Annotated in this window: 20 protein-coding genes and 1 rRNA gene; 19 read left to right on the top strand and 2 right to left on the bottom strand. The window is 48.8% G+C overall.

Annotated elements, in window-relative coordinates; translation table 11 throughout:
* Nucleotides 1–192 precede the first annotated feature (192 nt).
* The 4 genes from MUG84_RS22590 (at nucleotide 193) to MUG84_RS22575 (ending at nucleotide 6800) form a co-directional block, all read left to right on the top strand.
* Nucleotides 193–2550, top strand: a complete 2358-nt coding sequence (locus MUG84_RS22590; protein WP_244729225.1) for a galactose-binding domain-containing protein — start codon at nucleotides 193–195, stop codon at nucleotides 2548–2550.
* Between the two features lie 200 nt (nucleotides 2551–2750).
* Entirely contained in the window at nucleotides 2751–3413 is a 663-nt protein-coding gene (locus MUG84_RS22585; RefSeq protein ID WP_244729224.1) for a DUF6483 family protein, read from the top strand.
* Nucleotides 3414–3440: 27 nt separating this feature from the next.
* A complete protein-coding gene (locus tag MUG84_RS22580) occupies nucleotides 3441–4619 on the top strand; it encodes a class I SAM-dependent methyltransferase (protein WP_244729222.1) in 1179 nt (392 codons plus the stop codon).
* 51 nt (nucleotides 4620–4670) lie between these two features.
* The gene (locus MUG84_RS22575; RefSeq protein ID WP_244729220.1) at nucleotides 4671–6800 is read left to right on the top strand and encodes an O-antigen ligase family protein; all 2130 of its coding nucleotides are present in this window, start codon (nucleotides 4671–4673) and stop codon (nucleotides 6798–6800) included.
* A gap of 10 nt (nucleotides 6801–6810) precedes the next feature.
* On the opposite strand, the gene MUG84_RS22570 is transcribed toward MUG84_RS22575, so the two are convergent.
* Nucleotides 6811–7122 (bottom strand): hypothetical protein, encoded by a 312-nt coding sequence (locus tag MUG84_RS22570; RefSeq protein ID WP_244729218.1) that lies wholly within the window; start codon nucleotides 7120–7122, stop codon nucleotides 6811–6813.
* Between the two features lie 154 nt (nucleotides 7123–7276).
* Between MUG84_RS22570 and uptA the strand changes: the two genes are divergently transcribed.
* From uptA to MUG84_RS22505, 13 genes are all read left to right on the top strand, one after another.
* On the top strand, nucleotides 7277–7891 hold the full coding sequence (gene uptA / locus MUG84_RS22565) for an undecaprenyl phosphate transporter UptA (protein WP_244729216.1): 615 nt from the start codon (nucleotides 7277–7279) through the stop codon (nucleotides 7889–7891).
* Nucleotides 7892–8458, top strand: coding sequence for a thioredoxin family protein (locus MUG84_RS22560; protein ID WP_244729214.1), 567 nt, complete (start codon nucleotides 7892–7894; stop codon nucleotides 8456–8458). It begins immediately after the preceding gene.
* Nucleotides 8459–8461: 3 nt separating this feature from the next.
* Complete coding sequence (locus tag MUG84_RS22555) at nucleotides 8462–9088, top strand: MBL fold metallo-hydrolase (protein WP_244729212.1); 627 nt, start codon at nucleotides 8462–8464, stop codon at nucleotides 9086–9088.
* A gap of 293 nt (nucleotides 9089–9381) precedes the next feature.
* A complete protein-coding gene (locus MUG84_RS22550; protein ID WP_244729210.1) occupies nucleotides 9382–9762 on the top strand; it encodes an ATPase in 381 nt (126 codons plus the stop codon).
* A gap of 233 nt (nucleotides 9763–9995) precedes the next feature.
* Nucleotides 9996–10283, top strand: a complete 288-nt coding sequence (gene gatC / locus MUG84_RS22545; protein ID WP_244729207.1) for an Asp-tRNA(Asn)/Glu-tRNA(Gln) amidotransferase subunit GatC — start codon at nucleotides 9996–9998, stop codon at nucleotides 10281–10283.
* A 30-nt stretch (nucleotides 10284–10313) separates the two neighbouring features.
* A complete protein-coding gene (gatA, locus tag MUG84_RS22540) occupies nucleotides 10314–11771 on the top strand; it encodes an Asp-tRNA(Asn)/Glu-tRNA(Gln) amidotransferase subunit GatA (RefSeq protein WP_244729205.1) in 1458 nt (485 codons plus the stop codon).
* A 29-nt stretch (nucleotides 11772–11800) separates the two neighbouring features.
* Nucleotides 11801–13240 (top strand): Asp-tRNA(Asn)/Glu-tRNA(Gln) amidotransferase subunit GatB, encoded by a 1440-nt coding sequence (gene gatB / locus MUG84_RS22535; RefSeq protein ID WP_244729203.1) that lies wholly within the window; start codon nucleotides 11801–11803, stop codon nucleotides 13238–13240.
* A 126-nt stretch (nucleotides 13241–13366) separates the two neighbouring features.
* On the top strand, nucleotides 13367–13837 hold the full coding sequence (locus MUG84_RS22530) for a GNAT family N-acetyltransferase (protein WP_244729201.1): 471 nt from the start codon (nucleotides 13367–13369) through the stop codon (nucleotides 13835–13837).
* Nucleotides 13838–13892: 55 nt separating this feature from the next.
* Complete coding sequence (locus MUG84_RS22525) at nucleotides 13893–14606, top strand: MgtC/SapB family protein (protein WP_244729198.1); 714 nt, start codon at nucleotides 13893–13895, stop codon at nucleotides 14604–14606.
* 207 nt (nucleotides 14607–14813) lie between these two features.
* Complete coding sequence (locus tag MUG84_RS22520; protein WP_244729196.1) at nucleotides 14814–15428, top strand: hypothetical protein; 615 nt, start codon at nucleotides 14814–14816, stop codon at nucleotides 15426–15428.
* 62 nt (nucleotides 15429–15490) lie between these two features.
* Nucleotides 15491–16759: a DUF4097 family beta strand repeat-containing protein gene (locus MUG84_RS22515; RefSeq protein WP_244729194.1), complete on the top strand. Its 1269-nt coding sequence runs from the start codon at nucleotides 15491–15493 to the stop codon at nucleotides 16757–16759.
* A gap of 134 nt (nucleotides 16760–16893) precedes the next feature.
* Entirely contained in the window at nucleotides 16894–17319 is a 426-nt protein-coding gene (locus MUG84_RS22510; RefSeq protein WP_244729192.1) for a Fur family transcriptional regulator, read from the top strand.
* A gap of 106 nt (nucleotides 17320–17425) precedes the next feature.
* A complete protein-coding gene (locus MUG84_RS22505; protein ID WP_425313266.1) occupies nucleotides 17426–19174 on the top strand; it encodes a glycosyl hydrolase family 18 protein in 1749 nt (582 codons plus the stop codon).
* An 82-nt stretch (nucleotides 19175–19256) separates the two neighbouring features.
* Here the strand turns inward: MUG84_RS22505 and MUG84_RS22500 are convergent, their stop codons facing one another.
* Nucleotides 19257–19661: a YgzB family protein gene (locus MUG84_RS22500; RefSeq protein ID WP_244729188.1), complete on the bottom strand. Its 405-nt coding sequence runs from the start codon at nucleotides 19659–19661 to the stop codon at nucleotides 19257–19259.
* 121 nt (nucleotides 19662–19782) lie between these two features.
* On the opposite strand from MUG84_RS22500, the gene MUG84_RS22495 reads away from it, so the two are divergent.
* Both MUG84_RS22495 and MUG84_RS22490 read left to right on the top strand, forming a co-directional pair.
* Nucleotides 19783–20661, top strand: a complete 879-nt coding sequence (locus MUG84_RS22495) for a nucleotidyltransferase-like protein (RefSeq protein WP_244729186.1) — start codon at nucleotides 19783–19785, stop codon at nucleotides 20659–20661.
* Between the two features lie 455 nt (nucleotides 20662–21116).
* Nucleotides 21117–21236: ribosomal RNA gene (locus tag MUG84_RS22490) — 16S ribosomal RNA — on the top strand; the annotation flags it as partial.

Below are 21236 nucleotides of genomic sequence, written 5' to 3'. Positions count from 1 at the left end.
TTTTTTGAGTTTTCACTCTGAACACTAGACAGGAAAGCTATTACACCTAGCTGAAAATCTAATCGAAAGGATTTGATTTTAATGTTTAGTACCATAAGAAATATTCTGATCGTAATGATATTACTATTTTCGACTATGATTTCATCTGGCACTGCGAGCGCTACCCCTCACAACTCTAATACAGATTGGTTTATGAATGCTAAGTATGGATACCTTTTTCATTATTTAGCAGGTTATAACGATATTAAAGGCTCTAACATTGCGGAATGGAACAGCAGTGTCGATTCATTTGATGTCAATACTTTTGCAGATCAAATGGAGGAGGCAGGCGCTGGATATGTCATACTAACCTTGGGTCAAAATAGCGGCTATTATAATTCTCCAAACTCCACATATGAAACATTAGCGGGGTACTCCGTAGGGGCAAAAACTTCAGTCCGTGACCTTCCGCTGGATCTCTACAATGCGCTAAACCCAAAAGGAATTAAGCTTATGCTTTACCTGCCTTCAAATGCGCCGGCTGGGGATTCATTTGCAGCAAATAATATGGGGTTGTATACAAAGAACGGATTTGACTGGAATGTGAACAGCGAGTTCAGTGATAAATGGGCTCAAGTCATTCAGACATGGTCGGATCGGTATGGCTCCAAAATCGCTGGATGGTGGTTTGATGGGTTTTATAGTTGGAACGGTTTTGATTCAACATATGCCCAGAAATATTCCCAAGCTGCGAAGCATGGAAATCCCAATGCGATTATCTCCTTTAATCCAGGCGTTTCACTCCAGAAAAATCCTCAGGCAGGGGATTACGAGGATTACATTTCGGGCGAACAAGGATCATTCAGTATAGTTCCATCCGGCAGATGGCTTGATGGGCTACAGTGGCATATTCTTTCTCATTTGGGGAGCACCTGGTCAAAACCGGAAGTTAAATATACCGATTGGGCAATCTCAAAAAATATAAAATCTATTAATCAAAACCAGGGCGTCGTTACAATGGATGCTGCCATTTATAGAAACGGCTCGCTAAGCCCGGGGCAGTTCAATCAGATGAAAGCCATTAAGGCTAGTGTGAGGGATGGGATCGACCCGACACCTCCAGATTCAAACAATGCTGCTTTTGGGCTAAATCCTTCAACATCAGCGAGTTTTAAAAATTTGGTTTTAATAACTGACGGTGATAAAAGCGATAGCAACAAATTTTCTGATAGTTATCCTAATAACGGTTTACAGTGGATAAAGTTTGATCTAGAACAATCGTACAACATTAACAAGATAAAACTGTGGCATTATTTTGGCGATACCCGGCGGTATCATGATGTTATTGTACAGTTATCGAATACAGCAGACTTTTCGAGCGGAGTGACCACTGTATTTAATAATGATGCTGACAACAGCGCAGTTCAGGGTGTCGGAACGGATGCCGAATATATAGAAACGAGCTCAGGGAAGGATATTACGTTCCCTAACGTAAATGCCAGATATGTTCGATTGTGGTCGAACGGAAGCACCGCTAATGGTTCCAACCATTATGTGGAGGTTGAAATTTATAAGGCATCTTCCACACCAACCAAAGTGGATGATCCGTACCTTACGTATACTGGAAAATGGTCGACCAGCGGTTTCTCATCGGGGTATTACAATGACACGGATCATTTTACAACTACTGCGGGCAGTACTGCAGAATATACATTTAACGGAACAAGCGTCGCATGGTTTGGTGTGAAAGGCAGTGATCATGGAAAAGCAGACGTATATATTGACGATGTGCTAGATAGCACAATCGATTTATATCAGGAGACACGAAGCGTACAGTCATTAATTTATACGAAGACAGGATTACCTAATGGAGTTCATTCAATCAAAATTGTTGTTCGAAGTGATCGTAATCCGTCAGCAAGTAACAACTACGTAGAAGTGGATTATTTGGAGTACGCAGACAAAGGGGAGATCGATCAGACACCTCCGTCAGATGCGACATTTGTTGCAGATGTTACCGTACCGACCAATACAGACGTCGTGGTAACGATCAACTATCCGGATGATGCAGTGGTGAAAGAGTATAAAGTGGGAGAAGACGGCGAATGGACACCGTATACAGGTCCTCTTGTTCTTTCCGACAATAACAAAGTCTATGCCAGAGGAACGGATGCTGCAGGCAATGTGTCCAATATAACCAGCTATGAGATAAGTAATATCGACAAGACGGCACCAACGCTAAGCGTTCAGCTCGATCAAGCATCTCTTTGGCCGGCGAATCATAAAATGGTAACTGTAAATGCCACGCTGGATGCAAATGACGCTGAATCAGGGGTTGCCTCCGTCGTGTTAACCTCCATTACAAGCAACGAACCAGATAGCTGGCAAGGGGATATTCAAGCTCGTATAGGTACGGAGGATACTTCATTCCAATTACGTGCCGAAAGACTAGGTCAAGGCTCAGGACGTATTTATACCATAACCTACACAGTAACTGATAAAGCAGGGAACACAGCGGTTGCAACTGCAACCGTAACGGTGCCTCATGATCAATCAGGGAAATCTGAGTAGAGTTGGATAAGCTAGAAGCCAGTTAAATAAGCAGGGAACTCCATGTATGTTTTCACAGAACATCCATAGGGAGTTCCTTTTTTTTGAATATCAAGAACTAATTTCGAATTTAAAGGGGACTCGCTGGCTTTGACAATCCGAATATCATACAATTAATAGAAAGTGATATCGAGTATGTTAGGGAAGGGTTGAGGAGCATCATGTTCAGGAAAGACTATTTAATGCAGATGGTTGAGGATATGGTTGAAATGGCGGGCACGGTGCTTGGGCTTAAACAGCAGAAGAAATATACCGAGGCTCTATGGGAAATCGACGATCTGTTGAGTAAAAATTTCCGCCTGAACTCGAAGCTTTTGAATTCCCTGTCTGTAGAGGATATGATAGAGATGTTTCGCCTGGGGGGCGGCATTGAAGCCGACAAGCTGCAAACCATCGCAAAGCTTCTCCAGGAAGAGGGCGGCGTATATCTTGATATGGATCAAAAAGATGAGGGGCTGAACCGCCTGATGAAATCACTGCATCTGTATCTCTATGCCGACCTTCACGGTGCGGAGCATTCGATGCTGAAGCTGCCGGAACAAGTGGCCGAGCTGAAAGATCAGATTAAAGGCTACAGACTCCCGGCGAAAACGGATAAGCTGCTGTTAAGCTATGAAGAGGAGCAGGGGCGTTACGATGAAGCGGAGAACGCGCTTTACCGCCTGCTTAGCCAGCATGAAATTACCGAAGAAGAGGGCCTTGCCTTCTACCAAAGACTTTTGATGCGAAGCGACGAAGAGCTTGAGGCGGGCGGACTTCCCCGGGCCGAGATACAAGAAGGCGTTGAAGACCTGCAGCGGAAAGTAGAGAAAGCTTCGTTTTGAAAATATGAGAAAGTGAGATGTACTCTCTTGGAATCTTTACGCAAACTCATCCATGACATCACAGAAGAAACGACATTAATTACGGCGACATTCAGTCAGCTCCGCAAGCGGGAAGGCGCGACCTTTACCAAGGTTCAGATCAAGCCGGTGGAACTGAAGAAAAAAATACATTACCAATTTGCTTATGTGCATCCGAACAAGGTTGTTCACCAGAACATCCCCGCAGAAGAAGCAGAGGAAGCGATTATGCAGCTGTTCGAGCAGACTTTCCGTCAAGGAATGATCTGTACGCCTGATGCGGACTATCAAATTTTGATCAGCAAAAAATACAAAGTTTCGATCCTCACCAAATCTCCATCTAAAACGAATGCCGACTTGGCGCATAACCGCAAAAAAAAGTATGTGCTTGAGGAAGGGCAGCCGATTTCGTTCCTGGTAGAACTGGGTATAATGAATGAACAAGGCAAAGTTTTGGCAAGGAAGTATGATAAGTTCAAACAAATTAATCGTTTTCTGGAGATGGTGGAGGATGTGCTGCCTTCGCTGCCAGAAGGACGTCCGATCACGATTGTCGATTTTGGCTGCGGTAAATCGTACCTGACCTTTGCGCTGTACCATTACTTGACCATACAGGAGCGCAGAACGCTGAATGTGGTGGGACTGGATCTGAAAGCGGACGTGATCGAGCACTGCAACCAATTAGCGGACAGGCTGCATTACAGCAACTTGCGGTTTCTGGTCGGAGATATTGCCGACTATAACGAGCTGGAACAGGTCGATATGGTGGTCACACTCCATGCCTGTGATACGGCGACCGACGCTGCTTTGGAGAAGGCTGTACGCTGGAACGCTTCGGTGATTCTTTCGGTTCCGTGCTGCCAGCATGAGCTGTATAATCAGATTGACAACAAGGTGATGGAGCCGCTGCTTTCACATGGCATATTGAAGGAACGTTTTTCTGCGCTGGCAACGGACGGCATCCGGGCTAAGCTGCTTGATATTCTTGGCTATAAAACACAGCTGCTCGAATTTATCGATCTGGAGCATACGCCGAAGAACATATTGATCCGGGCGGTCAAAGGCCAGAGCGGCAGTAAAGAGCAACTTTGGCGGGAATACACGGAATTCCGTGATTTTCTTAACGCAAAACCGTATTTGGAAAAAGCGTGCGCGGATTTGCTGCCTGCTGCGGCGGATCCCAAATAAAAGGCTTATGTCAATTTCGGGTAGGATGAAAAGGCGATAGGAGGCAGAAGCGTGAAACGCTCTGTTCAAGGAATAGGAGAGGCCGCGCTGATCGCGGTGCTGCTTATATCTTGTCTGAAATCCGGCTTTTATTTTACGACAGATCTGTATCCGGTCTGGATCCTATACGGTCTGCTTCTTTACTTTGGGGGTATTTCTGCCCTAATGCTGCGTATAGCGGCTTCTGGAAAAGAAAAAGACGCATGGGAAGCTGCCGTTTCTGTTCCTGAGATTGTACTGCTCATGAGCCCGTTTATATTGATGACCGTATATGCCGTCCACTGGCTGCTGGGTCCCCTGTCCGTCCACGGAACGGTGAACCAGCTGCTGCGGTGGGGGTTTTACGGTCTTTTTGCCGTTTCTGCCGCCGCCATCGCGCGCAGGCAGGGGGGCAGAGTGGTCCTCGCGGCGGCTTGGCACACGACAGGGGCACTGCTCTGCGGATCGGCGCTGCTTGCGGTTTATGACATTCTTCCGCTGCCGAACGCTATCGTGTTTACCTCGAATGCAGGCATTAGCGCTAGTGGATCAAGGCTTGCCGGTCTTCTTGAATATCCGAACACGTTCGGCATGCTGATGGCCGCTTTCCTGCTGGAGCGGCTGTTTGCGCTGCCGCCTTTGCTCCGGCAGGAGCCCGGAGCAAATGGCGGCAGGCTGCTGCGGGCTTCGCTCCCGCTGCTGCCGTACGCCGCCGCGCTCCTCCTCAGCGAGTCGCGCGGCGCCTGGCTCACGGCCGGCGTGGCCCTGGCCGCCGGCCTCGCCTTGCAGCAGCGGCGCAGCCTCGCGCCGCTGCTGCTTGCGGCCGCGCCTCTGGCCGGCGCGGCCTTGCTGTACCGCCAGCTGGCAGCAGCCATGCTGGCGGTACAGCCCGTCCCCGGCCTGCTGACGCTGGCCGGGGTGTGGGCCGGCAGCGTGCTTGCCGGCCTTGGGCTTTGCCGCCTCGCGCGCAGCGGGGCGGCGGGGCGCCGCCGCCTGGCTTGGGCGGCAGGCGGCATCCTGGCGGCCGCTTCTGCGGCCGCAGTATTTCTGACGGCGCAGGAGCGCATCGTCAGAAACTTTGGCAGCGTCTCCGCCCGAGGCGCCATATATCGCGACGCCTGGCGGCTGATTAGGCAGGCGCCATGGCTTGGACAGGGCGGGGAAACGTGGCGGTTCTCGTACCGCGCCGTGCAGTCGAATCCCTATGTGGGCAGCCAGGTGCACAGCGGCTATCTGGATATGCTGCTCAATACGGGCATCCTTGGCACAGCCGTATTGCTTCTGCTGCTTGGAGCGGTAGGATGGCTGCTGCTATGCTCCCGCCGCGAGCTTCTGCCGGTATATATCGTATTTGTACTGCACAGCGCGGTTGACTTTGATTGGAGCTTTGGCCTCGTTTGGCTTTTGATGTTTCTACTGGCGGCGTGGGGAATATCCTATAGAGCTGCTGAAACGGAGGAAGAATTCCATAGTGGGGAGGGAGCAAGCGAAGCGGCTGCTTCGAAACGGCGTTATAGCCTTGGTACAGCCATATATCGCTTTCCTTCACGCGGAATGGCAGCAATCCTGCTGTTATGGATTGGCATAAACGGAGCAGGCATCTTCCTTGCTTTCCGGGGAGAAGCAGGCTACAGGCTCCATCAGCAGGCGCTTGTTGAACCTTCACAGGCCAAGGCTGCTGTGCTTTTGCGCTCTTCGCTGCAGTGGAATCCGACTGATGCAGGGACGGCGCTGGATCTGGCACGGAGAATGCCGGCGCAAGAAGCCGAGGATGTTCTCAAGAGGAGTTTGTCCTATTCGCCCGGGCATCCCGGCCTGATCTTCGCTCTTGCGGACAATGCAGTCAAGCGAGGGGATGCCATCGCCGCGGCTTACTGGACGGAAGCGGGCTTCAACCGGGATAAATACAATGCGCCCGAGCAGACCAAAAGCCTTGAGAGACTGTTTCGGCTGGCGAGACTTAAACTAGCTTCCGGCAACGTAAAAGAAGCCCGCCGGATCGTCCGGGTTGGGCTTGTGCTCTATAACGATTACGCGCGCCGTGCCGCAGACCGCAGGATGGCGCTGATTCGGAATGATCGGGATTTCCGTATGACCCGAGAGGCGGAGCTGTGGGGCAGCGAACTGGCGCGGCTTGAACACTCCATCAGCGATTCGAAATAAAATTTAATCCTCAGCCGCCAAAAGCATCGCGGAAGGCTTTCCCAAGATGGTCCTCATCTACCTTCCATAATTCGGCCAGTTCAGCTCGAACGGTCTCATCCCACCAATCGCACAGCAGCTTGCGGTTGCTGCGGTTCTCGTGAATCCAGATCAAGTTTCCAACGACCTTACGGTAGTAGAGCGTTTCTCCTTCACGGATCGCATCTTCCGGGATATACACCTTTAACCGCTTGACCGTTCGGTACAGTTCCTTGTTGCAGGCTCTGCGGATGCCGCGGGCCGAGGGCAGCGGAGCGTCTTTCTTCTGGTGATTCGGCGGCATTTGACCTACCTCCTTTATTCCACACAATATGCGTATAATCTTGATGAAGACACCCGACTGAAGCAATTGGGCGCATGTAGAAGTCATGTCCGCTCCTGTGCTAGAATAGATTTTGGTTAGGAATGAAAAAGTACATATAGAAAGAGGGGCCAAAGTGCATTTTATATCGGATATCATCAGTCAATTGTTACATTGGGTTCAAAGTCTGGGTTATTTCGGAATTATGCTGGGGCTTATGATTGAAGTCATTCCCAGCGAAATTGTACTGGCATATGGAGGTTTCCTCGTATCCTCCGGGCATATCAACTTTTGGGGAGCGATGCTCTTTGCTACGATCGGCGGCGTATTTGCGCAGCTGTTCATCTACTGGATTGGGCGCTACGGTGGCAGACCTGTGCTCGAGAAATACGGGAAATACATCCTTATTCATAAGAAGCATATCGATTATGCCGAAATGTGGTTTAACAAATACGGAACGGGTGTGATTTTCACAGCGCGGTTTATACCGTTTGTACGCCATGCCATCTCCATTCCTGCTGGCATTTCCAAGATGAACGTATGGCGGTTTACGATACTGACCACGCTTGCGGTTATTCCATGGTCCGCTTTGTTTCTCTATCTCGGATATGTGCTTGGGGACCAGTGGGAGCATATTAACGAGAAGGCGGCTCCTTACGTTACACCGATTTTGCTCGTTGCGCTTGCGCTGTTAATTGTATATTTTGTTATTAAAATGGTGAAAGCAAGATCTGGAAAGGGGACGAAATAATTGGCGATCCATTTGGCAGACAAGCTGGATACGGGGATTTCCCCGCAGCAGTTTATTGACGAAATGCAGAAGAACCAGGACGAATTCAAGTCCGGCTATGAGCAGTTCGCATGGGAGAATGACAGTGACCGCGAGTTTTTTGAGAGCCTGAAATTTAGGGACGACCTGCGCGTATTGATTCTGGCGGCGGATTGGTGCGGAGATGTGGTGCGCAATGTGCCTGTGGTTTTCCGCGCGCTGGAGACTGCAGAGATTCCTACCGAAGTATTGATTCTTGAAGAAAACTTCGATGTCATGGATCAATTTTTGACGATGGGCGGACGCAGCGTGCCCGTGGTGATTTTTACGGATACAGGCGGTTATGTGCTTGGCAAGTGGGGCCCACGTCCTGAGCATGTGCAGCAAATCATGGTCCGGTTCAAGCAGGAGAACCCTGACCGTGAAGCTCCGGATTATCAGGAGAAAATGGCGGAATGCCGCAAGGAACTCATCGCAGCTTACGGAGAAGGAACCGATCATCATGCAGTTATCATCAAGGAACTGCGTGAACTGATCTCGGGATTTTAACCTATGTTAAATATACAAACCTTCTGTCTTGGTCCCCTGCAGACGAACGCTTACCTGCTGACAGGAGAAGATCCCGGCCGTGCAGTAATTATCGATCCGGGGATGAATCCCGGCGCTTTAATGAAGAAGATACAGCCGCTTGAGATTGAGGCGATCCTGCTGACGCATGCCCATTTTGATCATATGGGAGGCGTGGATGAAATCCGGAAGCTGAAGAACTGCCCGGTATACCTGCATGATCTTGAGGCCGAGTGGCTTGAAAATCCGAAGATGAACGGATCGCTCAATTGGCCGCAGGTTTCGCCGCCACTTGCGACAGCTCCTGCGGAGTACAGTCTGGATGAAGGTCAGAAGCTGGAGCTGATCGGGCACACCTTTACGGTTTACCATACGCCTGGCCACTCGCCGGGAAGCGTCAGCTTCCTGTGCGGTGATGATCTCTTTTCGGGTGATGTTCTCTTCAAGCTAGGAGTTGGAAGGACGGATCTGTATGGAGGACGCGAGCGGGATCTCTTCGACTCTATCCAGAATAAACTCTTTACCTTTAACGATGAGGTCAAGGTGTATCCAGGGCACGGCCCGAAGACAACGATCGGCTATGAAAAAGTCCATAATCCCTATATTTCCTGAGTCCATCTCCCGGGCGAACCAATTTCTCGACAGAAATCGAGTAAAAAAGCTGGACAAGCGATAATAGCCTTGGTACAATAATGTTAATTTCATGTAACATTTACATTCGCGAAGCACGCAAGCTGTGGAATCATCCCGGTTTGCGTTCTTTTTTTTGAGCCGATCAGATTCTAGGTATATGCTTCGTGCGTGGATTTGTGTCTTTTTGCTTAGTTTTCTATCTGTTTCCGTAGACAGGCCTACTTTTTTTTAGTAGACTATACTGACAATGACAGACATCTAGGAGGTAGACGATGCTGCAATTAGGGGAAAAGATAGTAATCGTCGCGGACGCCTTTGAGCAGAACCTTCCTATAGGGGAATACGGTTATCTGATTGCCTATGACCGGAACCCGGACAATGCGTTTGACTATGTGATCCGGGTACCTCAGATTAACCGGAACTTTTTCGTGCCAGCGGGTGATGTTCAGCCTGAAGAACTGCTCATACAGCATGAAGTGGAGATGACCACGCGGGAAGCGCTGATCGATTACGCCCTTGCGACATATAACGAGAAGCTGTTTCATCAGATTATGAACGGCGAACTCGAGCAGGAAGAAGAAGAGGAGTCAGCACCTGAGGTGCTTTCACAGGCGGAGTTTATCAAGCAAGTTAATTTGCGAGCCTGGATTTAGAAGAGTCGGCCTAGTGCCGGCTCTTTTTTGATCTATTAGAATTTATAATTTCCGGAGCCCCCACAAAGTACCTGAATCAGCTTCGAAGCAAAGTCCCCACTTTGTGGGGTTATTTTGCTTCTGGAAGCTTGAAGCAGTGGATTGAATTGTCACAGGTTCTACAATATAATTAAAAACGTTATCCTGAGGCTTTAATCCTTTAACATAAGAAGGAATAAGGAGGAGTTTAAGTTATGAGCATCACCAATCAAGACGTTCAGCATGTGGCTAAGCTTGCCCGTCTCAACCTGAGTGCGGAAGAAGAGCAAATGTTCACCGAGCAGCTGAACGCTATTTTACAATATGCCGAAAAATTAAACGAACTGGACACCGATGGTGTGGAACCAACCACCCATGTTCTGCCTGTCAGCAATGTGATGCGCGAGGACGTGGAGCGCGAAAGCCTGCCGATCGAAAAAGTAATGCTGAATGCACCTGAAGAAGAAGACGGACAATTTAAGGTTCCGGCTGTACTTGAATAGAAGGTTTCCACATGAAAGGAGGAGCGGCAATTGAGCCTGTTAAATCAAAATCTGAAAGAGATACATAGCAAGCTGCACGATAAGGAACTGTCCGTACTGGAGCTTGTTGAAGACACATTCCGTGCCATTTCCGAGCGTGATGGACGTATCGGCGCTTACCTGACCCTGAACGAAGAAGGTGCGAAAAGTACTGCGCGGCGTCTGGACGACAAGCTGTCCTCGGGCGGTCAGCGTGGTCTCTTGTTCGGTCTACCGGCCGCGATCAAGGACAATATTGTAACGGAAGGTATCCGTACCACCTGCGCCAGCCAATTTTTGTCGAACTTTAATCCTGTCTATGATGCTACCGTTGTACGTAAGCTCCGCGATGCGGATGCGGTGACGATCGGCAAGCTGAACATGGACGAGTTTGCCATGGGCGGCTCCAATGAAAACTCAAGCTTCCATCCGGTGCATAATCCATGGGATCTGGAACGTGTTCCCGGCGGCTCCAGCGGCGGTTCTGCGGCTGCGGTTGCTGCAGGTGAAGCGTATTTTGCCTTGGGTTCGGATACCGGTGGTTCTATCCGCCAGCCCGCTTCTTACTGCGGTGTTGTCGGTTTGAAGCCAACCTATGGTCTAGTGTCCCGTTTTGGCCTGGTCGCCTTCGCTTCGTCGCTGGATCAAATCGGACCGGTTACGAAAAACGTTGAGGACGCTGCCTATGTTCTGCAGTCGATCGCCGGCTATGACAATATGGATTCGACCTCTGCTAATGTGGAAATCCCGGATTACCTAAGCGCTCTGACCGGAGACGTAAAAGGCCTGCGCGTCGCCGTGCCAAAAGAGTATATGGGAGAAGGCGTCGATGCTACCGTGAAGGAGAAGGTAGAGGCTGCGCTCAAAGAGCTTGAAAGCATGGGTGCGATCATTGAAGAGGTTTCGCTGCCTCATACCGAGTATGCAGTTGCCGCTTACTACCTCCTTGCTTCTTCCGAAGCATCCTCCAACTTGGCCCGTTTTGACGGTGTGCGTTACGGCGTGCGTGCCGGACAATCCGGCAACCTGCTGGATTTGTACCATGAATCCCGCAGCCAAGGCTTCGGCCCTGAGGTCAAACGCCGGATTATGCTGGGTACCTATGCCCTGAGCTCCGGCTATTATGACGCATTTTACCTGAAAGCCCAGAAAGCGCGTACCTTGATCAAGCGTGATTTTGATCAGGTCTTTGAAAAATATGATGTGATTATCGGACCAACGGCTCCAACGACTGCGTTTAAGCTGGGAGCTCAAGTGGATGATCCGCTTACGATGTATCTGAATGATATTTTGACGATTCCGGTGAGCCTTGCGGGCGTTCCGGCCATCAGTGTGCCTTGCGGATTTGCGGATGGTCTGCCTGTTGGCCTGCAAATTATCGGCAAAGCCTTTGACGAAAGAACGGTGCTGCGAGTGGCGGGAGCTTTCGAGCAGAACACCGAATATCATAAGCAGAAGCCAAACCTGTAGAATCAGCTGGAAAAGGAGGGAATGTTCACATGTCATCTTCAAAATACGAAACAGTCATTGGACTCGAAGTCCACGTTGAGCTGCGCACTCATTCCAAAATCTTTTGCGGCTGCTCAACCGAGTTCGGCGCTCCGCCTAATACGCACACCTGTCCGATTTGTTTGGGACATCCCGGCGTTCTGCCGGTTCTGAACAAACAAGCGGTGGAATATGCCATCAAAGCGGCGATGGCCATCAACTGCGAAATCGCGGATGTGAGTAAATTCGACCGCAAAAACTATTTTTACCCGGATTCACCGAAAGCCTATCAAATTTCCCAGTACGATCAGCCTATCGGGCAGAACGGCTGGATTGACATCGAAGTGGACGGCAAAACCAAACGGATCGGCATCACCCGCCTCCATCTGGAGGAAGACGCGGGCAAGCTGACGCATATCGACGGAGGTTATGCATCGCTGGTGGACTTTAACCGTGTCGGAACGCCGCTTGTGGAAATCGTGTCAGAGCCGGATATCTCTTCGCCGGAGGAAGCCCGTGCTTATCTGGAGAAGATGCGCGCCATCATGCAATACTGCGAAGTATCCGATGTGAAAATGGAAGAGGGCTCCATGCGCTGTGATGCGAACATCAGTATCCGCCCTTATGGACAAAAGGAATTTGGTACACGTGCCGAGCTGAAAAATATGAACTCCTTCCGCGGCGTGCAGAAGGGTCTTGAATATGAGGAATTCCGCCAGGCTGAAATTTTAGATGAAGGCGGCGTTGTCGTACAGGAAACCCGCCGCTGGGATGAAGCGCAGGGTAAAACTCTTACCATGCGGGGTAAGGAAGAAGCGCATGATTACCGCTACTTCCCGGACCCGGATCTGGTGAAGGTATACATCGATGAGGAATGGAAGAACCGCATCAGAGAGACTATTCCAGAGCTACCGGATGCGCGCAAGGAGCGTTATACCTCGGAGTACGGTCTGCCAAGCTACGATGCGGAGGTTATCACTTCCTCCAAGCCGATTGCCGATTTGTTCGAGGATAGTCTGAAATATACCAAGGATGCCAAATCCGTTTCCAACTGGATTATGGGAGAGCTGCTTGGCTATCTCAACAGCAACAACTTGGAATTCTCCGAAGTGAAGATGACGGGACAAGGTTTGGGAGAAATGATCGGCCTCATCGAAAAAGGAACGATCAGTACCAAAATTGCCAAAACGGTCTTCAAGGAAATGCTCGAAAGCGGCAAGCTGCCACAAAAAATTGTGGAGGAAAAAGGTCTGGTTCAGATCAGCGACGAAGGTGCGATCAAAGCTATTGTCGAGCAAGTCGTAGCTGCTAATCCGCAATCCGTAGAGGATTATAAAGCGGGCAAACAGAAAGCGATCGGCTTCCTGGTCGGTCAGGTTATGAAAGAGAGCAGAGGTAAGGCCAATCCGGCGATTGTCAACAAATTGCTGGAAGAAGTGCTCATGCAGTAAGCAGAACGGGTCTTGGGGCTTGTCCGCAGGACAGGCCCTTTTTTGCATAGCGAATAGAGTCATTCGAATTTCTTCTTTGGTCTTTTTTTGATGGACAGTGTATAGCCTAAAAGGGAGGGACCACCTATGATCACCAAGCTTTCACTGAAGGACGACGACATGATCGATCAAATTTGGTGGCTGCAGCATATCGCTTACCGGCTGGAAGCCGAAAAAATCGGATTTTATGATATACCGCCATTGCTTGATACGCATGAAACGCTGAAAAACTGTGACGAAATCTTTTATGGATACTTAAATGAAAATGGAGAATTGATCGGAGCAGTCGCTACCCAATCGGAAACCCCAGGTTCGCTGACGTTGATGCGGATGATGGTTCATCCGGATCATTTCCGCAAGGGGATTGCGGGCAGTCTTATCCGTCATGTGCTCGAGGATCATCCCGACATTCCGCTGTTTATTGTGTCTACAGGTGCCAAGAATGAACCTGCAGTCAATCTTTATCTTAAGTATGGATTTGTTCCTTTTGATACTTTTGAGGTCGCACCAGGTGTTGAGCTTACCACGTTCCACAGACGAGCGGAAAAATCCGCTTAATCACGCATGACCCTGCCTTAAGGCTGCGGATTGCATAATAGGGAGAGATATGCTTTTGGCGGATCCATGGTATATAGATGATGTGCATATTTTGCTGCGTTTGCTACTGGCCGTTCTACTTGGTGGACTTGTAGGGCTGGAGCGGGAGCGTTCCAACCATGCAGCTGGGCTTCGGACTCATATTCTGGTATGTATGGGCTCGTCTTTGATCATTATGCTGTCCATTTACGGATTTTCCGAGTTTGTTCACGAGCAGAACATTCGTATTGACCCCGCACGGCTGGCTTCGGCTGTCATCACGGGTGTCGGTTTTTTGGGTGCCGGAACGATTTTGTTTACGGGTAAATCGATTACGGGGTTGACGACAGCCGCATCCGTATGGGTGATCGCTGCAGTGGGACTCGCCGTCGGTGCAGGCTTTTACTTTGCTTCTATCGCGGCCACATTGTTGATTCTTCTCACGCTTGTTGTGTTCAACAAGCTGGAGCAGCGTTATATCCGCGGCAGTAAGCTTCATCTGGTGACGGTCTATGCGATTTCGGCACCTCAGCTGCTGGAGACCATATCCGGGCTGCTTGAAGAAGAAGGAATTACGGTAAAAAAGGCAGTTGTCAACGAACGGAGCAGTGTGCCGTATGGGGAGCTTCAGCCACCGTCGACTACGCTCGAAATATCATTAAACGTACTAAGTAAAAGGGTCTTTGATCCGCTGGCCTTGGCTGCCCGAATTCGTAAGCTTACGGGAATATCTATGGTCTCTATCGATTAGTGAACATTCCAAACCCCCGGATTAATGGGGGTTTTTTCTGTGATAGGATAAGCATCCAGATATTTACCTGTTATTGTCCCTCTCATATAAGGTACTATCTAAAAAAAGACATTTTTTGATATCAGCAAATATAAACTTCGGGTAACTGGCATTCTGATATCGTTGGTAGAGATTCTTCTTGTAAAAAAGCGGAAAGGAGCTGGGAGAATGCACAGTGTCAAACGAACGGTTGGATCAGAGGATACGTCGCAGATGGGGCGTAATAAGAGCAACAAGACAGATGCTGTTGTTCGTACTCGGCGTCTTTTTTCCCGAAAACGTAAATTTACGGCTGGTTTTCTGGCTTCAATATGCCCAGGCCTCGGCCATATCTATCTTGGTTTGTACCGTAAAGGCATTGCCTTTATTTTCACATTACTTTTGGATGTTTCGGCTCTATTATATTTCTCTTCCATCGGCATTCAGATTAACGTTCCCTTATTGATTTTGCTGGCGTTAGTTATACCGGTGACCTATTTCTACAATGTTTATGATGTGCTGCAGGCTGCGGATTATGTCATTTATTGGCGGGCGAAGACATCCGAGCAGGCAGAGGTGGAAGAGCAGGCAGCATATACGAATCCCTATAAGGTAGAGCGAAGCTCCTTTTTCGGGATCATGCTGATCCTGGGCGGTGCACTGATGTTTGTCTTTTACCAAAAGCCGCACTGGCTGCAATTTTATTTGGAACAATACGGTAAAGTGACTGTTGCTGGCTTACTGATTGCCGCAGGGCTCTGGGTAGGGGCCAGGGAAATATGGTTACAGTGGAGCCAGCGTTAGAATTTGGAAAAATCCGACAGGGGAGAGATGAATCGTATTCGCAAGGTGAACGGGGGGATATCATGAATCGCAAACGAAGAATGAGGGTTGGAAGATTTACAGCCGCCCTGCTGCTGACTGCAACAGGTGTGCTGCTGCTTGACGATGCGCTGCATGGTACCGAACATCTGCTGCTCCTTCTGAAGTGGTGGCCGCTGATAGCCGTGCTCTGGGGTTTGGAATACGTGGTACTGTATCTGCTGCCTGGGAAGTCGAAAGGGGCGGGGCGCCGGTTTCAGCTAGATTTGCGGGGAATTCTGCTAGCTGTCGTTTTGTCGGCATCCGTATTTATTGTGACGGAACAAAAGCAATATCTGCATCTATGGAATAAGGTGAGTTTGAATCTGACCGCCGCAGGTGTCGACTACAGTGAGCAGGAAGGAAGCAGCGTTGGCAAGGACATGATCGCGGTTCCGGTGAGTATGGATACACAAAGTATCAATGTAGAAAACATTAATGGAGATATTTTAGTGCAGCGAGGGCCCGTGACGGATATCGGGGTGCAGGCGGAGATTTGGGTCGATCAGAGTACCCCTACCGAAGCAGAGGTCGTTGCCAGAGAGTCAACCTTGGAGGTCAGCGGTGACAGCAATATCACCATTCAGACGAAAGGCAAGTCCTACGGGCAATCCGGCAAAAGGCAGCCACGGATGAATCTGACGATTACGCTTCCGGAGGACCGTCGCTTTGACTTGTCGCTTCGTACGATGAACGGTAGTATCAGCCTGCAGCATGTGGATGCCATTAAACAGATTTCAATGGAGACAGCTAGTGGTGATTTGAATCTGGATCATGTGTCCGGTGATATTAAAGGGAGTACGCTAAACGGAAAAGTGACTGCATATAACGTTACAGGATCTATTGATTTAAGTACGAACCAGGGTAACATGCAGGCTGTTGATATATCCGATGCAGCCACGCTCCAGGCGCAGGTTGGGAATTTGTCCGTGATCCGTGCGCTCGGCAAAATCGATGCCCGTACGAAAAACGGGAATATTTATATCGATGATATCCAGTCCAACTTGAAGGCAGAAACCCTTAATGGCGGCATAACCGCACGTTCCAGCCTGGTAGGGGGAGACTGGGATATATACAGCGCGGTGGGAGAGCTTAACGTCGGTCTTCCCGTAGCGGGAAGCTATAAGATGGACGGTACCATCAGTTACGGTGATATTCGCAACCAATTCCCTGAATTTACGGTGGACAATAAGAACATCTCGGGTACAGTAGGTCAAGGAGAATATAAAGTTCATATCGAAGGCAATAGCAATTTAAATGTGAATAAATATTGAAGCGGTATTTCGCTAACGGGAACTCCTTATTCTTTTATGGTGCGGCCTTTCGTTGACAAAGTTGAAACGATAACCGTAAAATAAAGTTATATTTGGATTCAATGATTTGTTTAACTAATAAGGCGGTGGGTAAGATGGCAACGCGAGTCGAGCATGCATTGGAACAACTGAAAACGAATGGTGTTCGGATTACGCCCCAGCGTCATGCGATACTGACTTACCTTATGGATTCCATGAGTCATCCGACTGCGGATGAGATTTATCGTGCGCTAGAGCCTAAATTTCCGAGCATGAGTGTAGCAACCGTATATAACAATTTGAAGATGCTGATTGAAGCCGGTATGGTTCATGAGCTGACTTATGGAGATAATTCAAGCCGATTTGATGCGAATGTATCGGATCACTTCCACGTCATTTGCCAGAAATGCGGCAGAATTGAGGATTTCAGTTATCCATCCCTGGAGGATGTGGAACGTACTGCTGAGGAGATTACAGGTTTTCAGATTCAGGGTCTGCGTATGGAATTGTACGGGATATGCGGTAGTTGCAAAAATAAGTAATACATCCGTTTCATGCGGTCTGTTTTGATAAAACGTGCGGATTCCTGTCATGGATTCCCACGTTTTTTACTTTTAGGATACAAGAATGCATGAGCCGCATGGGGGAATGACACAATTTACGATAACGGAGGATTTGCCTTTGACCAGAAGTAGAAGACGCAGGCACAGTTCCACCGCGAAAGGGCGTTTTGCCATCGTATTGGGATTGTGTTTGATAGCAGTCGGTGCATATTTGACAATAACCCAGCTTCTTCCGAATCCTTTGCATGTAAAGCCGGATTGGAATGGATTGGACAAGCCTATATTTGTAAAAGGAAAGCTGCTTGATGAGTCTGCCGAGGGTACCGGAGAACAGCTAAAGCTGCCGCTACCTGTACTGCAGGAGACAGTAGATCCGAATATCCGCTATGAAAAAGAAACGCAGTCGCTGATCCTTACCACTCCTACGCAGGTCATGCATTTGCAAACAGGGGAGAAGGAAGCACAACTGAACAACAAGCAGGTACAACTTCGGTTTGCGCCGGAAGAAAAGAACAACATGCTCTATTTGCCGGTTCAGCCGCTCAAGGAAATGTACGGCATAACTGTTCATGAGGATCCGGACACAGGTGCAGTGCTGCTGATGAATGCGGGAGATACCATACAAATGGGCAAGGTGAATGGAGCGGCGGATGCCACAATCCCTTTGCGTAAAGGGCCGTCTAAGCATGAGCCTATTTTGGCGGACATGCCGGGCGGTACGCCCCTGAGGATTTGGAATTCCGATGAATCGTGGTATTTTGTACAAATGGATAACGGCTATGCCGGTTATGTACCAAAATCCAAAGTGACGCTTGGAGAAAAGAAGACGGTCGATGTTGTACCTGAGAAGCCTACCCATACAGAACGAAACTGGAAAGGTAAAAAGGTTAATCTGGCATGGGATGCCGTATATCAGAAAAAGCCGGATCCTTCCGTAATTGATCAGCTGTCTGGTGTCAATGTGGTCAGTCCGACGTGGTTCAGCATTATTGACGGAGAAGGCAATGTACGAAGCAAAGCAGACACCGCCTACGTGACAAAGGCGCATGCCCGCGGAATGGAAGTATGGGGGCTGCTGGACAACAGCTTCAATCCGGATATTACTTCAAGCGCCATGGCCACGTACGAAACTAGATTGAATACGATCAATCAGATGCTTCATTTTGCGAAGATGTATCATCTAGACGGCATCAACATTGATTTTGAAAATGTGAAAACAAAAGACGGGGAGAACATATCGCAGTTCGTCCGTGAATTGAAACCTCTCGCCCGGTCAATGGGCCTGATCGTGTCGGTGGATGTTACTCCGAAGTCAGACAGCGAAATGTGGTCCCGCTTTCTGGATCGGCGCTCTCTCGGCGAAGCGGCAGACTATATTATTTTAATGGCATACGACGAGCACTGGGCATCTAGTCCGGAGGCCGGCTCCGTTGCATCGCTACCTTGGACGGAGGCTGCTGTTCGCAAAATATTGGATGAGGACGGCGTTCCACCCGAAAAGCTTGTTTTGGCTGTTCCGCTGTATACCCGGATTTGGTCCGAAGAGGTTAAAGATGGCAAAACGAAAGTGTCTTCCAAAGCGGTGGGTATGAAGACTGTGAATGATATTATTGCAGAGAAGAAGCTGAAGCCGAAGTATCTGGAGGACGTCAAGCAAAACTATGTCGAGTACACGGAAGATGGCGTTCTGAAAAAGATTTGGATTGAGGATGCGACATCGCTTAAAGAGAGGGTCAATCTGGCCAAAGAGTTGAATTTGGGCGGTGTTGCTGCATGGACACGCAGCTTTGGCACAGAAGAAGCTTGGAACGTGCTTAAAGATATTTCATCATAACGGATACAGCACTTATACCCATTATATAAAAAGAGAACCGGTCTTCCTTTAGAGGAGGGCCGGTTCTCTTTTCTAGTGTTTTCTAGTTATGGTGGGGTGCCGACTGGGGAGCGCCTTGTGCTTCCTGAAGCATTTGGTGTTCTTCGAGCTCGTCATCTGTAATGTTCGCTTGCTCGATATCCGTGGTCAATATCGTTCGACAGAACATGCAGCGATCTGTTTTGCCGAGCATTTTCGTCGGTTTATGACATTCCGGGCATTCTATTGACTTTACGCTCGTAGAGAGCATTCCAGCCCAAAAATAAACACCGAGGCTACCCATCATGGAGATGAGTCCAATAACGAGGCCGATGGCCGCCATGACTTTCCCGGCCTGTCCCCAGAAGACAATTCCTGCAGTACCGAGAACCATAAGTCCCATGCCAATCATCGTAAGCAGCAGTCCCCAAGTGCGGAAAGCATTGATTTTTGCTGTTTTAAAGATCATGGATCACTAGCTCCTGTCATTAATTAGTTGTATTCATAAAAAGAAGGAACTTACATGGATATGTAGAAGTATATTATAACTGAATTGGCCACTTTTCGCCAAGGAATGCATGGAGGGAGACATGGATTTGTCCAATTTGTCTTTTTTTTATGGAGAGTCGGTTGATGTCGATGCCGTAGGTACTATTATTTATCGTCAGGAAGCGCATAAATTTGATGGCTCCTTGCTTCATGACTTCGATTTCATCGTTCTCATTGTCCATGAAGAGCAGGCTGCGGAGCTGGCTGTAGAGCATACCCTTATTGGTGATCTGCCATGTCAGGTGCTGCATGTTACGATTGAATCCCTTCAGCGGTGGTTGATTGCCGGCGAGAAGGGGGATTTGATACGCTGCTTTATGGAAGGTGAACTTGTCCATGATCAAGAGGGCAGGCTCGCTATGCTAAGGCAGGAATATATTGAATTTGAACAGCCTCTTCGGGACCGTAAAATGCTGTACGAATTTTCGCGGTTTCTGTCCATATATGTTGAAGCCAAGCGTTACATGCAGGCCGGATATGTTATTGATGCTTATCAATGTGTTCTGGATTCGCTGAAGCACTGGGCGCGGATTGAGCTTATTGAGAGGGGCGTTCTGCCTGATAAGGCGGTTTGGGAGCAAGTGAAGGAGCTGAATACGGCGATCCATAAGCTGTACGAGGAATTAACACAGAGTACGGAAACCATTCAGCAGCGTGTAGAGCTGGTGCTCCTTGCTTGTGAATTCTCCGTCATGTCCAAGATGGCTGAATGCTCCGTTCATCTGCTTCAAATATTAAGGGGTAGGTCCAAACCATGGAGCATTGAGGAATTGATTCATCATCCGGATCTGAAGATGGTCCGAAATGAACTCCCGCTCGTGATGCGTAAGCTTGTGAACAGGTCGTTAGTGAAAGAATTCGCTGTATGGACGGAATTTTCCGGATACGGCAGTCAGGGAATCCGGTATTCGGCTGACTAACCCGATTGTTTACCAAGTGTTATATGCAGATATGCGAAAAGGGGAGGAGACCTCCCCTTTTAATGTATAGTTGGAGTATTTCAGGGAAACGTAAAGAGGTTCTGTAAAGTCTGAATTAAAGGTTGACTCAATGATGTTATCTGTGTTAAATTATAACTCGCCCCATTAAACCTCAGAAGTTAATAAGCCTGAGGATTCGACAAGCTCGACAATCGAGATTAAAAAAAAGATCGAAAAAAAGTTCTTGACGAAATGATGGGCGATATGATATATTATAAAAGTCGCCGCTGAGATACGGCGGTGAACGAAAACGAAAGAATTTGATCTTTGAAAACTGAACAACGAGTGAGATACAGACTTCAGCAATGAAGTCAAAACGCAAAGCAGTTCGGTCCCCGAACTGTGGAGCACAAATGAGATTTAAATCTCGTCAGATTCAAAATGAGTCACAAACTTTCTTGGAGAGTTTGATCCTGGCTCAGGACGAACGCTGGCGGCGTGCCTAATACATGCAAGTCGAGCGGACTTGATGAGGAGCTTGCTCCTCTGATGGTTAGCGGCGGACGGGTGAGTAA

It is taken from the genome of Paenibacillus mangrovi (assembly GCF_022898935.1).
Taxonomy (GTDB): Bacteria; Bacillota; Bacilli; order Paenibacillales; family Paenibacillaceae; genus Paenibacillus_AQ; species Paenibacillus_AQ mangrovi.
Note: the sequence above shows the minus strand (reverse complement) of the source record. Positions and strands in the feature narration are given on the sequence as shown.